The sequence below is a fragment of the Deinococcus arcticus genome, assembly GCF_003028415.1.
Classification (GTDB): Bacteria; Deinococcota; Deinococci; order Deinococcales; family Deinococcaceae; genus Deinococcus; species Deinococcus arcticus.
Genome location: NZ_PYSV01000001.1, coordinates 270,007 through 282,883 on the forward strand (window position 1 = coordinate 270,007; position 12,877 = coordinate 282,883).

At 68.9% G+C, this 12,877-nt stretch carries 13 protein-coding genes; 7 read left to right on the top strand and 6 right to left on the bottom strand.

Features of this window, described 5'->3' with window-relative positions; translation table 11 throughout:
• Window positions 1-17 precede the first annotated feature (17 nt).
• Window positions 18-776, bottom strand: a complete 759-nt coding sequence (locus C8263_RS01225) for a DeoR/GlpR family DNA-binding transcription regulator (protein ID WP_233218566.1) — start codon at window positions 774-776, stop codon at window positions 18-20.
• 195 nt (window positions 777-971) lie between these two features.
• Window positions 972-1,310, bottom strand: coding sequence for an FKBP-type peptidyl-prolyl cis-trans isomerase (locus C8263_RS01230; RefSeq protein ID WP_107136264.1), 339 nt, complete (start codon window positions 1,308-1,310; stop codon window positions 972-974).
• A 248-nt stretch (window positions 1,311-1,558) separates the two neighbouring features.
• Here C8263_RS01230 and lepB point away from each other — a divergent pair, with 248 nt between their 5' ends.
• From lepB to C8263_RS01250, 4 genes are all read left to right on the top strand, one after another.
• Entirely contained in the window at window positions 1,559-2,131 is a 573-nt protein-coding gene (gene lepB / locus C8263_RS01235) for a signal peptidase I (RefSeq protein WP_233218567.1), read from the top strand.
• Window positions 2,132-2,200: 69 nt separating this feature from the next.
• Window positions 2,201-2,707: a hypothetical protein gene (locus C8263_RS01240; protein WP_107136266.1), complete on the top strand. Its 507-nt coding sequence runs from the start codon at window positions 2,201-2,203 to the stop codon at window positions 2,705-2,707.
• On the top strand, window positions 2,704-3,417 hold the full coding sequence (locus C8263_RS01245) for a DUF2259 domain-containing protein (RefSeq protein ID WP_107136267.1): 714 nt from the start codon (window positions 2,704-2,706) through the stop codon (window positions 3,415-3,417). Before C8263_RS01240 ends, C8263_RS01245 begins: the two co-directional genes overlap by 4 nt.
• A gap of 141 nt (window positions 3,418-3,558) precedes the next feature.
• Window positions 3,559-3,957 (top strand): SMI1/KNR4 family protein, encoded by a 399-nt coding sequence (locus tag C8263_RS01250; protein WP_269845083.1) that lies wholly within the window; start codon window positions 3,559-3,561, stop codon window positions 3,955-3,957.
• A gap of 210 nt (window positions 3,958-4,167) precedes the next feature.
• On the opposite strand, the gene C8263_RS01255 is transcribed toward C8263_RS01250, so the two are convergent.
• The 3 genes from C8263_RS01255 to C8263_RS01265 all read right to left on the bottom strand — a co-directional run bounded on the left by C8263_RS01255 (window position 4,168) and on the right by C8263_RS01265 (window position 7,758).
• Entirely contained in the window at window positions 4,168-5,814 is a 1,647-nt protein-coding gene (locus C8263_RS01255) for a VOC family protein (RefSeq protein ID WP_107136269.1), read from the bottom strand.
• 70 nt (window positions 5,815-5,884) lie between these two features.
• Window positions 5,885-6,379, bottom strand: a complete 495-nt coding sequence (locus C8263_RS01260) for a MarR family winged helix-turn-helix transcriptional regulator (protein WP_107136270.1) — start codon at window positions 6,377-6,379, stop codon at window positions 5,885-5,887.
• Window positions 6,380-6,483: 104 nt separating this feature from the next.
• Complete coding sequence (locus C8263_RS01265; RefSeq protein WP_107136271.1) at window positions 6,484-7,758, bottom strand: aspartate aminotransferase type Ic; 1,275 nt, start codon at window positions 7,756-7,758, stop codon at window positions 6,484-6,486.
• A gap of 177 nt (window positions 7,759-7,935) precedes the next feature.
• Here C8263_RS01265 and C8263_RS01270 point away from each other — a divergent pair, with 177 nt between their 5' ends.
• Both C8263_RS01270 and queA read left to right on the top strand, forming a co-directional pair.
• Window positions 7,936-8,484 carry a LabA-like NYN domain-containing protein gene (locus tag C8263_RS01270; RefSeq protein WP_107136272.1) on the top strand — a complete coding sequence of 183 codons (549 nt, stop codon included), beginning with the start codon at window positions 7,936-7,938 and terminating at the stop codon, window positions 8,482-8,484.
• Between the two features lie 4 nt (window positions 8,485-8,488).
• Window positions 8,489-9,604, top strand: a complete 1,116-nt coding sequence (gene queA / locus C8263_RS01275) for a tRNA preQ1(34) S-adenosylmethionine ribosyltransferase-isomerase QueA (RefSeq protein ID WP_107136273.1) — start codon at window positions 8,489-8,491, stop codon at window positions 9,602-9,604.
• Between the two features lie 16 nt (window positions 9,605-9,620).
• Here the strand turns inward: queA and C8263_RS01280 are convergent, their stop codons facing one another.
• A complete protein-coding gene (locus C8263_RS01280; RefSeq protein WP_107136471.1) occupies window positions 9,621-10,601 on the bottom strand; it encodes an N-acetyltransferase in 981 nt (326 codons plus the stop codon).
• Window positions 10,602-10,689: 88 nt separating this feature from the next.
• On the opposite strand from C8263_RS01280, the gene C8263_RS01285 reads away from it, so the two are divergent.
• Window positions 10,690-12,753, top strand: a complete 2,064-nt coding sequence (locus tag C8263_RS01285; RefSeq protein WP_199188258.1) for a M3 family metallopeptidase — start codon at window positions 10,690-10,692, stop codon at window positions 12,751-12,753.
• Window positions 12,754-12,877: the final 124 nt, after the last annotated feature.

A 12,877-nucleotide genomic window follows, 5' to 3' on the forward strand; every position in this document is an offset into this window, starting at 1 on the left:
GACTCAGACAGGTGGACTCAGACGAGGCACATCTCGCGCAGCGCGCCGTCCAGTTCAGCAGGTGGCTCGGGGCCCCGGCGGTTGGTGATGAGGGTGGTAACGCCACCAATGGGCGCAATGTGCGCGCGGCTGACCTGACCGAGTTTGCTGTGGTCGGCCACCACCACGACTTCGCGGGCCTGCGCCACCATCAGGCGTTTAACCTCGGCCTCCTCGTGGTTGGCGTTGGTGACGCCGTGTTCGGGGTGGACGCCGTTGCAGCCCAGAAACAGCCGGTCGGCGTGAATGTGTTTCAGGACGTCCAGCGCGTAGGGGCTGACCAGCGAGTGCTGCAGTGGGCGCAGCGTGCCGCCCGTCACGATCACCCGCACGCCGCTGAGACGTTCGAGTTCTAGGGCGATGTTCAGGCCATTGGTCACCACCGTCACCCCCTGCAGGGTGGGTGACAGGGCGCGGGCCACCTCGGTGGTGGTGCTGCCCACGTCCAGAAAGACCGTCTCACCGTCGCGCACCAGGGCGGCGGCGGCGCGGCCAATGCGGCGTTTGGCGGCGCTGTGTTCGTGGCGGGTCTGTTCCAGCGGCGACTCGCGGCGCAGTTCCAGCGGTGGGCGCACGCTGCCCCGCGCGCGGCGCACCTGCCCGGCCTCGGCCAGGGCTTTCAGGTCGCTGCGCACGGTCACTTCCGAAACGCCCAGCAGTTTCGAAAGTTCCGCAACGGGCAATTCGCCATGCTGATGAACAAGCGAGAGAATCTCGCTTCGGCGCGACTCGATCAAGGGGCTCCCCCATAAAGGTGATTTTCGTTACTTACGAATCTTACGTTGAAAGGTTTTTCACCGTCAAGCCCCAGGCGTGCCCAACGGGGCCAGGGCGAAGCGCCGCTTCGCCCTGGCCCCCCTTCCTCAGCCCGTGAATGCAAAGAACAGCGCCGGGAAGCGATCTGGCTTCCCGGCGCTGTTCAGGGACCGGTCTTAGCGCACGTCCACCAGTTCCACGTCGAAGATCAGCGTGGCGCCGCCGGGAATCACGCCGGGCACGCCCGCTGCGCCGTAGCCCAGGTGGGCGGGAATGGTCAGCCGCGCCTTGTCGCCCACGCGCAGCTGCGCGATGCCCTGGTCCCAGCCCTGAATCACGTAGCCCACGCCCAGCGGAAACTCGATAGGCTCGCCCCGGTCGCGGCTGCTGTCAAATTTCTGGCCGTTTTCCAGCGTGCCGGTGTAATGCACCCGCACCATCTTGCCGGCCTGGGCGGGCGTGCCGGTGCCCTCGTGGTACTTCTCGACTTTCAGTGCGCCTGCGTCAGTGCTCATGCGCGACAGGGTAACGGCTGGGCAGGCGCGGCGTCACGCGGTCCCTCCACTCTGAAGTGACCATGAAGCCAGTTGTGGGGGGCGGCGCCGGGCAGCCCAGGGCCTGTTCCTGTCGGCCCAAGGCCGGCTATCACGGGGCCCATGCGCGGCGCAGCGGCCTGGGCGCAGATCCCGGCCACCCGGCCCTGTGCCTAGACAACTGCTCGGCGGCGGTCCCCCGGCCACCCAAGGCGCTACCCTGGAACGCCGTGGCGGACCGTGCTTCCTCTTCCAGCTGGCGGGCGTGGGTGCTGGGCGGCCTGCTGCCGGCCTACCTCCTGACCACCTTCGGCTTCACGCTGGCGCGGGTGCGCGGCGATTCCATGCTGCCCACCCTGCGCAGCGGCGACGCCCTGCTGCTGCTGAAATACCCGCGCTGGCTGCACGCGGCCGGGCTGTGGCGCGCCTACCCCCGCCGGGGCGACCTGCTGGTGTTCAAGGCGCCCGCCGACAGTGGCTACGCGTACGAGACGGTGTATGGCGTTCGCCACCGCCCGTACAACATCAAGCGGGTGCTGGGCCTGCCCGGCGACACGGTGGCCATTCAGGACGGCCGGGTGCAGGTGAATGGACAGGTGCTGGCCGAAAGCTACGCCAGCGAGGGCTTTGTGCAGGACCAGGCCGCCCAGCGCGTGCCGCCGGGCAAGGTGTGGGTGCTGGGCGACAACCGCCGCCTGGGCGAGAGTCTGGACAGCCGCGCCTACGGCCTCGTATCCCTGCGGGACGTGGCCGGGCCCGCCGGGCTGCGCCTGTGGCCGCGCCCCGGTCTGATTGCCCGCTGACGCCTGTGCCTGCGCCGCGTCCATGTCCCCGGGCAGAAGCACTCACCTTGGCCTGCTACGGTGCGCCTCATGAAGGTTGTTTCTGTGCTGGTTCTTGCCACGCTGCTCTCGCCCCTGGCCCGGGCCCAGACCCTGGTGCCCTTCAGTGATCCCAAGCTGCCCTTTACCGTTAGCCTGCCCAAAGGCTGGCTGGGCGCCGATTTTCAGGACGGCACCGCCGGGGTCAGTCTGGTGTCGGCCAAGGCGCCGCCCGCCACCATGATCCGGCTGCTGTTTACCCCCAGAAACGGCGCGTCGCCCACCCCAGCCAGCGAGTTTCAGAAGTTCGAGGCGGGCATCAAGGGCACAGGCGCCACTCCCAAACAGACCAGTAGCCGCACGGTCAATTACGGCGGCGTGAGTGGTGTGGAGCGGCAGTACGCCGTGACTCACCCCAAGGGCCAGCTCACCATGCGCGTGTGGTACGGCGTGGGGGCCAAGAACCTGTATTCCTTTCAGATGACCGACACGCCGGCCCGCTTTGCCCAGGCCAGCGCGCTGTTCAGCAAGGTGCTCGCCAGTGTGAGGTTCCGGTGATCCAGGGCGCGGCGCTCTGGCGCGCGGGCCTGCTGGCCCTGAGCCTGCTGGGGGCTGGGGCCCAGGCCAATGAACGCCTGCCCATGACCGACGTGCGGTTCTCGGCCAGCGGCGAGAGGGTACTCATAGTGGTCAGCGGCGAGCAGGACGGCAGCGGCTTTGGCCAGGCGGCCTTCTCCGTGCTGAGCACCCGCAGCGGTGCGGTGCTGGCCAGCCGCACCGTGGTGGACGAAAACGCCATAGCCCTAGAGGTGCGCCGGAACCTGCTGGCAGCCACCACCACCCAGACCCTGCTGCGCAGCATGGGCCTGCACAGCGCCAGGGCCAGTGTGCCCCGCTACCAGCGCGCCTACCCGGCCCCCTACCCCCGCTGGGAAGATGGCGTGCGCCCGGGGGCCGTGCAGGTGACCCCAGTGCCGCTGTGGAGCCGCCCGGTGCCGGTCAGCCTGAAGGTGGTGCCGCTGCCGGCCTCTGCCTGCGACCAGCCCGAGTTGCTGCTGCCCGGCGAACGCCCCGCCGGCTTTGAATTGCGGGTGGGCGGCCAACTCGTGCGCCGTCAGCTCTCTGCCGGGTCCCGCTGCGTCTCGCGTTACACCCTGGAGCGGGTGGACGTGCAGGGCAACCGCGTGCTGCTGGCCCTGCGCGCCTACGCCATGGGCTTTGAAGGCCCCGACGCCCTGCCGGTGTTCGTGGCCGTGACGGTGAAGTAGAGCAGGTTAGACGCAGCGGTGAGAAAGTTTGGGTAACGAGCGAAGCACACGGAGCAGCGCTGCCAGAATCAGAGATGACGAAGGCGACTTCCTGTACGCTCAGCGCTGTGGCGAAGTTTTCTTGAGGAGCTCGGCCTTAAGCTGGCTGACTGTGTCTCTGCTTCTCCTGCCGACCTTGAGCGGCTACAGCACACTTTCGATCTGATTCTGCCGGAGAATTTAAAATTACTGCTGCTGGAGGTCGGTGGCCTTTCCGGGGTGTATGGCGAACGGGTGGTCTGGGCGCCCAGTGAGATGGAAGACCAGAACCGGATCATGCGGCAGACGCCCGAGTTTGCATCGCTCTACATGCCGTTTGACGGGCTCTTTTTTATTGGTGATCTCGGCAACGGTGACCTGATTGGGCTTCGGGTGCTTCGGGGCAACGTTGGGGGATGGAATGTCTTTCGCTGGGAGCATGAAACCGATAGTCGCCTGAACGTCCAACTTGATCTGAAAGGGTATATCCGGGCCGCAGTAACCGGTGGCTTTCCAGCCTGACGAGAGGCCCTCCACGTCTCCTCGTCCTTTCATTGCGCTCTACTGGGCTTTGAAGGCCCGTGATGACAGCGAGCGCCAAGGGTCGTACACCTGGGGCAAAGAGAAAGCGGCTCGTTCTTGAGCCGCTTTCGTCATCGCTGGGTGTCACGGGATTTGAGAAAGTTCAGGGCTTCCACTTGATCGCGTCAAGTTTCAGTCTGCCCCCGGCCCCTACACCGTCCCGGCCACCTGGCCCAGCAGGGCGCGCGCCGCGTCCAGTTCCTCGCGGTTGATGCTGTGCCCCAGCCCCGGTAGAACGCGGGCGTCCACAGCAGCCCCGCGTGCGCGCAGATGGTCAGCCGTGTCGGTAAAGCGGGAGAGGGGAATGTGGCTGTCGTGGGGGTCCACGCCCATGAACACGGGCAGGCCCCCCAGGTCGCCCGCGCGGTCCAGGGTGATCAGGCCGCCGCTGAAGGCCACCACCGCGCCGGGGCGCTGCGAGGCGCGGCTGGCGTATTCCAGCGCCAGACAGGCACCCTGACTGAAGCCCACCAGGGCCACGCGCCCCGCCGGAATGCCGTGATCGGCGAGGTGGGCGAAGGCAGCTTCCACGGTGGCCAGGGCCTCGTCCAGTTGCGGCTGGTTCTGTTCCACCGGCGCCAGGAAGGACTGGGGGTACCACGTGTTGCCGGGCGCCTGCGGGGCCAGGTACGCAAAGGCGCTGAGGTTGAATTCGCGTTCCAGGCTCAGGATGTCCTGCGCCGCCCCGCCCCGGCCATGCAGCAGCACTGCCGCCACGCGGGCTTCACCCGGGGGCCGCCCGGCGGTCCGCACGTTCACGCGGGGCGCCGCTGGGGCCGGCACGGGGGCCGCGCCGCTGAGGACCCGGGTGCCCAGCGTCACGCCGTGTTCCGGGCTGCGCAACTGGGGCAACTCCGCTTCAATCTGCGGGCGCTGGCCCTCATACCACGCCGGCAGCTTCAGGTGGCGGCCCAGCTCGGCCACCGGCTCGTCGCTGGGAAAGCCGGGGGCGTCGGTGGCAATCTCGAACAGCACGCCGTTCGGTTCGCGGAAATAGATCGAATGGAAATACTGCCGGTCCTGCACAGGCGTGGGCCGGTAGCCTGCCGCGTCCAGCACCGAGAGGTAGGCGGCCTGTTCGGCGTCGTCCCGCGTGCGCAGAGCCACGTGGTGCACGCTGCCGGCGCCGAACTGCCCGCGCGCCAGTCCGGGGCGTTCCACCACGTCCACCCACAGGCCCACGCCTGCCCCACTCCCCCGAAAGCGGGTGCGGGGGGCCGCCGTGTCGGGGTCGGGCTCGGTGCCGTGCTCGGTGAAGCCCAGCTGGTTGACCAGCAGGGCCCGCACCGGGGCCACGTCGCGCACCCAGGCGGTCACACTGTGAAAGCCGCGCAGGGCGTGCTCGGCCGGCACCGGCGAGGCGGGCCAGGGCTCCACGGGGGCGCCGTCCTCAAAGACCAGTTCGGTGGCCGTGCCGTCCGGGTCTTCAAACGCCAGCACCTCCTGCCCAAAGCGCTGGCGCAGGGCAGGGGAGAAGCCCGCTTGTGCCAGCCGCTGTGCCCAGTACCCGCGCGAGGCCAGGGGCGCACTGTAGGTCACTGCCACCACCTCGCCGCTGCCGCGCGTGCCCCGGCGGGCGCCCGGCCAGGGAAAGTGCGTCATGATCGTGCCGGGCTGCCCGGTCTGGTCGCCGTAATACAGGTGATAGGTGCCCGGGTCGTCAAAATTCACCGTGACCTTGACCAGCCGCTGCCCCAGCACCCCCGTGTAGAAATCCACGTTGCGCTGCGGATCGCTGGCCATAATGGTGACGTGGTGCAGGCCCTGAACGGGGGTGGTGCCGGGCGGTGGGGTCATGCCTCCACTTTACTTAATGTTAAACGGTTCTGGGTGAGAGGCAGGCCTGGGGACTGGCCGGCGCTGGTCCCTAGCGCCGCCCGGCCCGCTCGACAGCGGCTGGCTCATCGCCCTGGGCCTGCAGAGCGCGGCCCAGCTTGCGGGTCAGGCTGCTCAGTTGCGCGGTTTCCTCGGGCGTGAGCACACTGAACACGTCACGAATGCCCTGCACGTGGCGCGGCAGAATGCGCTCAATCAGCTTCTGCCCCGCCGGAGTCAGCGACACGCGCATGATGCGGCGGTCGTTGGGATCGCGGTCGCGCCGCACCAGGCCGTCGCGCTCCAGGTTGTCAATCACCATGGTCAGGTTGCCGCTGGAGCGCAGAATCTTCTCGGCCAGCTGCCGCTGACTCAGGGGGCCCAGGTGGTAAACGGCTTCAATCACCCCAAACTGGCTGATGGTCAGGCCGTGCTCGGCCAGGTGCCGGTTGGCGCTGACCTCTACCGCGTGGGCCGCGCGCCACAGTTTCACGTACGCGTCGAGCGCCGCGCGGTCATCGGGAGAGCCAGCGTAACGGTTGGGCATGGCGCCTATGCTCCGGGTGGGTCTTCATGAAGTCAAGGCGACCGGGCGTTCAGTTGCCGCTGTCCGGGGCGGCCGGACACCCCCGGGACCTGGATTCAGCCGGCTCAGCGGCGGCGATATTCCTCGGTGGCCAGGCGCACGCAGGCGGCCACTGCGCGCATGGCCTCGTAGACCTCTTCCACCGGGGGGCGGGTGGGGGCCAGACGGATGTTGCGGTTGTGCGGGTCCTGCCCGCCGGGGTAGGTGGCACCCGCCGGGGTCAGGCTCACGCCCGCCGCTTCGGCCAGGGCCACCACGCGGTCTGCCACCGGCTCGGCCGTGTCCAGGCCAATAAAGTAGCCGCCCCGGGGCCGGGTCCAGGTGGCGTAGGCGCCGCCCTCGCCCAGTTCTTCGCGCAGCACCTCGTCCACTGCGCGGAATTTCGGGGCAATGAGGGCCGCGTGGGCCGCCATCAGGCCTTCCAGGCCGCCGGGGTAACCCTGCAGAAAGGTCACGTGCCGGGCCTGCTCCAGCTTGTTGGGGCCAATGCTCTGCGCGTTCAGGTACCTGGAGAGCCAGCGCACGTTGTCCTCGCTGGTGCCCACAAACCCCAGCCCGGCCCCGGCAAAGGTGATCTTGCTGGTGCTGGCGAACACAAAGGCGCGGTCCGGGTGCCCGGCGTCGCGGCACAGGGCCACGAAGTTCACGGGCGTGTCCTGCTCAGCCGGGCTGGGCGAGAGGTGATGCACCCGGTAGGCGTCGTCGGCCAGAATCGTGAAGTCGGGGGCCGCCGCCTGCAGTCCGGCCAGCCGCCGCGCCTTTTCGGCGCTGATTGTCTCGCCGCCCGGGTTGGAATAGGTGGGCACGAACAGCACGCCCTTCACAGCCGGGTCCGCTGCGGCCAGGGCCTCAATGGCGTCCACGTCCGGGCCGTCGGGCTGCATGGCCACGGGCAGCAGCTCAAAGCCCAGCGTCTGCAGCAGCAGGAAGTGGCGGTCGTAGCCCGGCACCGTCACGATCATTTTCGGGCGCGGCCCCGTCCAGGGCGCGCCGCCGCGTCCGTGCAGCAGGGCAAAGGTGAGCACGTAGCCCTGCAGTTCCAGGCTGGCGTTGTTCCACACCACCATGTTTTCCGGCTTCAGGTCCAGGTACTGGCCAAACAGCGCGCGGGCCGAGGGCAGCCCGGTGACCCCGCCGGGGTAGTTGCGCAGGTCCAGGCCGTCCAGGTGCGTGTCGCCGGGGCCCAGCGCGCTCAGCAGGCCGTTACTCAGGTCAAAGTCAGCGTCGGCAGGCTGGCCGCGCTGCATGTTCAGCTTCAGCCCCCGGCGCCGAATGGCGTCGTAGGCGGCCTGCGCCTGGGCCAGAGCTCCGTCCTGGGTTGCCTGCACGTCACTCGTCATGGCCTTACCCTACCTGCCGGCCGGGGGGCGGGCGCGCGGCGTGTCTACCAGAGTTGGCCCCTGGCCCCCGGAGCGGTGTTACACTTCGGCCGGCCTGCGCGCAGGCCTTCTTTTTCCCACCGTCCTTTTCCCGACCTCGCCCCTCTGCCCCCGCCCCACCCAACAGGAGAAACCACAATGCAGTACGTCGTTCACCGCCCCCGCGTGGGGGTCTTTATTGATACCCAGAACCTCTATCACTCCGCGCGTGACCTGCTGGAGCGCACGGTCAACTTTGAAACCATCCTGAAGTGCGCCACAGAGGGCCGTGAACTCGTGCACGCCATCAGCTACACCGTGGAGCGCGAGAACGAGGCCACCGCGCGGCCCTTTATCTACAAGCTCTCGGCGCTGGGCTACAAGGTGCGGCGCATGAACCTGACGCTGCACCACGTCACCGATGGTGGCAAGGCCATTTACGAGGGCAACTGGGACATGGGCATCGTGGCCGACATGGTGCGCCTGATGGACCACCTGGACATCATCGTTCTGGGCAGCGGCGACGGGGACTTTACCGATATCGTGGAGGTGCTGCAGGAGCGCGGCAAGCGCGTAGAGGTGATCGCCTTTCGCGAACACACCGCCCAGAAGCTGGTGGACGCCGCCGACCGCTTTACGCACCTGCCCGACATTGAGCACGCCCTGATGCCTGCCCGCGCCCCCCGGGGGGCCAAAGCGGAGGAGTGAGGCCGTGGCTGCTTCGTATCCCCAGGACCGCGCCCAGCCGCCCGCTGAGGGCGCCGACGCCGTGCTGGCCCGGCTGCACTTTGAGCTGCCCGAAGGCCGCATTGCCCAGACCGGCGCCCAGCCGCGCGACGCCAGCCGCCTGATGGTGGTGGGCGAGCAGATAGAGCACCGCATTTTCCGCGAATTGCCCAGCCTGCTGCGCCCCGGCGACCTGCTGGTGTTCAACGAAAGCCGCGTGATTCCTGCGCGGGTGATGGCCCGCAAGCCAGTGGACGCCGCTGGCTTTGGCGGCGGGCAGGTGGAGGTGCTGCTGCTGCGCGAGGAAGAGGCCAACGTGTGGAGCGCCTACCTGAAACCCGCCCGGCGCGCGGGGAACGAATTGTGGCTGGGCGGCGGGCCCGGGCAGGGCCACCGCGCCCAGGTCACGGGCACCCTGGAGGACGGCGCCCGCCTGCTGCGCTTTGACCACGACATCAAGCCGCACCTGGACGAGATCGGCCGCCTGCCCCTGCCCCCCTACATTCAGGCCGGCGACAGCGACGAGACGTGGCGCGAGCGCTACCAGACGGTGTATGCCCGCACCCCCGGCAGCGTGGCGGCGCCCACGGCGGGGCTGCACTTTACCCCCGAACTGCTGTCGCAGCTGGACAGCCTGGGCGTGGAACGCGCGCACGTTACCCTGCATGTGGGGGCCGGCACCTTCAAGCCCATCACGGGCGCGGTGGCCGACCACGTGATGCACGCCGAGCGCTACGCGGTGAGCGAGGCCACGGCGGGCGCCATCAACCGCGCCCGGGCGCAGGGCCGCCGGGTGGTGGCAGTGGGCACCACCACCGTGCGCACCCTGGAAAGCGCCTGGAATGGCCATGAAGTGGTGCCCGGCGAGGGCGAAACCCGCATTTTCATCACGCCGGGCACCACCGTACAGGTGCCGGACCTGCTGATCACCAACCTCCACCTGCCCGGCAGCACCCTGCTGCTGCTGGTGACCGCCTTTGCCGGCGAAGAGCGCATCCGCGCCGCCTACGACGCGGCCCTGCAGAGGGACTACCGGTTTTATTCACTGGGAGACGCGATGCTGCTGGAGAACAGACAGAGGTGGGAGGCAGGAGGCAGGTAGCGGGAACGGCAGGCTCTCAGTGCCCGCCGGGCTCCTGGTCCTGCGTCTCCTGCACCCCTCTCACCAGCGTCACCAGCGCCGCTTCCCGCACAAACCCCAGGCGCTCGTTGATGGCCAGCATGGGGCGGTTGACCGCGTGGTTGCTGGTGCGGGCATGGGTGTAGCCGCGCGGCAGGGCGGCGCGGGCCGCTGCCAGTTTCAGGGCCAGCCCCAGGCCCCGGCCGCGCCAGGGGGCCAGCACGCCGGTCAGGCCGTTGTGCAGCATCCCGGGGTGCGTGGGCACCGGCTGGGCCAGCTGGCTGGTGCCGATCCACTCGCCGTCCGGGCTCAGGGCAATCAGAATGCCGCGCGGGTCCACGTCCAGAGTCGCCATGCGGGCGCGCCACAGGTCAAAAGGCCACACCACGATGGGTTCGCGGCTGGGCACCGCGCTCAGCAGGGCGTGAATCAGCGCGTAGTGCCGCTCGGGTTCGGCGTCCCAGCCGCCCAGCTCGCTCAGCGGGCGAAGGGTCACGCCCCCGGCCAGGGCGCGCGCCTCTTCCGGGGCAAACGCGGCGAAGTCCAGCGTGCGCAGGTCCAGGGTGCTCAGCCACATGCGGTCAAATTCGCGCCAGCCCTGGGCCAGCAGCGCGCTGTGCTCCCACCAGTGCTCCCGCACCCGGGTCACGGCCGTGTGGGCGCCCGCCTGCGCCAGCACGGCCAGCCCCCGCTCCAGCAACTCGCCGGCCAGCCGGGGGTCTGGCTCGGCGGTGGTCACGGTCAGGTCCAGCCAGCCGTCGTGGGCGTCCATGCGCGGCACGCCCGTTTGCACGGCGCCCAGCAGCGCGCCTCCGGCAAAAGCCCCCTCGCGCGTGAAATGTTCGTCAGGCTGGCGGCCAGCGGCAATGCGGGCCAGCTCCTGCTCGCTGACGGGGCTGTCGGGGTGGGCCTGCGAGCGCAGATCGGCATAGGCCCGGTCCGGGAGCGGCGCAAAGGTAAGGTGGGAGGAACTTTGCATATGAAAAGAAAGCACATGCGCGGTGCCGCGTCACCCCGCCAGGATGCTTAGGGTGCCCCACCGGGCGCGGCCCCTATACTGGCCGGTGATGACGCAAACCTTGTCGGCGGCGACCGACGCGAGCAGCAATCCGCTGCTGAACGTCGGCTTTCGCATTCCCTTTGATCAGATTCGGCCCGAGCACGCGGGGAGCGCTGTGGACACGCTGCTGGCCCAGGCGCGCGACCGCGTGGAGCACCTGGCGGCGGCCGGAGCGCGCGGTTTTGCGGGCTTCATGCACGACCTCGACCGCCTGACCGAGGAGCTGAACACCGTGACCACTATCGTGGGCCACCTGGACAGTGTGTGCAGCACCGACGGCTGGCACGAGGCCAAGATGGCGATTCTGCCCAGGGTGAGCGAGTTCCACACTGCCCTGAGCCTGCACGAGGGCCTGTACGCGGCGACCAAGGCGTTTGCCGCCACGGAAGAAGGCCAGAACCTGGACCCCGTGCGCGCCCGCCACCTCAAGCTGACCATCGAGGAGTTTCAGCGCGAGGGCGCCGAGTTGCAGGGCGAGGCCAGAACGCGCCTGACCGAGCTGAACACCCGCCTCGCCCAGGTGACCAGCGAATTCGGTAAGAACGTGCTGGACGCCACCGCCGCCTTCGAGCTGTACGTGGCCCCGGAGCGCCTGGCTGGCGTGCCGCAGCGCGTGCTGGACGCCACCGCCCGTGACGCGGCCGAGAAGGGCCACAGCGGGCAGCACCGCCTGACCCTGCACGCCCCGGTGGTCATGCCCGTCATGACCTACGCGGACGACCGTGAACTGCGCCGTGAACTGTGGGAAGCCAGCGCCCGGGTGGGCATTGAAGAGGAGCGCGACAACCGCCCCCTGATCCGCGAGATTCTGAAGCTGCGCCGCGAAAAGGCCCAGCTGCTGGGCTTTGGCGACTTTGCCGACTACGTGCTGCAAGACCGCATGGCAGGCAACGGCGCGCGCGCCCTGAGCTTCGAGCGCGACCTGGAAGCCCGCACCCGCCCGGCCTTCGAGCGTGAGAACGCCGAACTGGAGGCCTTTTACCGCGAGCAGGCCGGGGCGCAGGCCCCCGAGCTGGCCCCCTGGGACGTGGCGTACTGGGCCGAAAAGCAGCGTCAGGCGAAGTACGACTTCGACGAGGAAGCCCTGCGCCCCTATTTCCCGCTGGACCGCGTGCTGGGCGGCCTGTTTGAAATCACCCGCCGCATCTTCGGCATCACCGTGACCGAGGATCAGGCGCCCGCGTGGCACCCGGAAGTGCGCTACTACGCCATTCATGACGAGGCCGGCACCCACCTTGCCAGCTTCTACACCGACTGGTTCCCGCGTGACGCCAAGCGGGGCGGCGCCTGGATGAACGCCTTTCTGACCGGCGGCCCGAAAGAGGACGGCGTCGAGCCTCACCTGGGCCTGATGTGCGGCAATATGACGCCCCCCAGCGGCGACACCCCGGCCCTGCTGTCCATCCGCGAGGTGGAAACGGTGTTCCATGAGTTCGGCCACCTGCTGCACCACGCGCTGTCCAGCGTGCCGGTGCGCAGCCTCAGCGGCACCCAGGTGCCCTGGGACTTTGTGGAGCTGCCCAGCCAGATCATGGAAAACTGGGTGATGGAGCGCGAGGCCCTGGACCTGTTTGCCCGCCACCATGAAACCGGCGAGGCCATTCCCGACGAGCTGTTTGCCCGCATGGTCGCTGCGCGCAACTACCGCGCCGCCAGCGCCGCCATGCGGCAGTATTCCTTTGGCCTGACCGACCTGTCGCTGCACGTGGAGTTTGACCCTGCGGGTGACGCCGACCCCGTTCCCTATGCCCGCGACCTCATGGCCGCGTTCTCGGCCACGCCGCTGCCCGGGAACTACGCCATGATCGCGTCGTTCAACCACCTGTTCAGCAGCCCGGTGGGCTACGGCGCCGGCTACTACTCCTACAAGTGGGCCGAGGTGCTGGACGCCGACGCCTTCAGCCGCTTTGCCCAGGAAGGAATTTTCAACCGCGAAACCGGGCGCGCCTTCGTGCAGAGCGTGCTGAGCCGGGGCAACAGCGCCGATCCCGCCGAGCTGTACCGCGAATTCATGGGCCGCGACCCCGACGCCGACGCCCTGCTGCGCCGCAGCGGTCTGCTGCCCGCCTGACCCCGCGCTGGACGTGAAACGGAGGCTGCGCCGCAGGGTGCAGCCTCCGTTTCTGCGTTGGGCTGGCTGCGGGACCGGGCGTCCAGGTGGTGCATTCTGCCGCCGGGGTGAGGGTGGCGGCCCC

Coding starts and splice junctions, on each gene's coding strand:
- C8263_RS01230 (WP_107136264.1), bottom strand. CDS start 1,310: ATGAGCACTGACGCAGGCGCACTGAAAGTCGAGAAGTACCACGAGGGC.
- C8263_RS01240 (WP_107136266.1), top strand. CDS start 2,201: ATGAAGGTTGTTTCTGTGCTGGTTCTTGCCACGCTGCTCTCGCCCCTG.
- C8263_RS01255 (WP_107136269.1), bottom strand. CDS start 5,814: ATGACCCCACCGCCCGGCACCACCCCCGTTCAGGGCCTGCACCACGTC.
- C8263_RS01260 (WP_107136270.1), bottom strand. CDS start 6,379: ATGCCCAACCGTTACGCTGGCTCTCCCGATGACCGCGCGGCGCTCGAC.
- C8263_RS01265 (WP_107136271.1), bottom strand. CDS start 7,758: ATGACGAGTGACGTGCAGGCAACCCAGGACGGAGCTCTGGCCCAGGCG.
- C8263_RS01270 (WP_107136272.1), top strand. CDS start 7,936: ATGCAGTACGTCGTTCACCGCCCCCGCGTGGGGGTCTTTATTGATACC.
- C8263_RS01280 (WP_107136471.1), bottom strand. CDS start 10,601: ATGCAAAGTTCCTCCCACCTTACCTTTGCGCCGCTCCCGGACCGGGCC.
- C8263_RS01285 (WP_199188258.1), top strand. CDS start 10,690: ATGACGCAAACCTTGTCGGCGGCGACCGACGCGAGCAGCAATCCGCTG.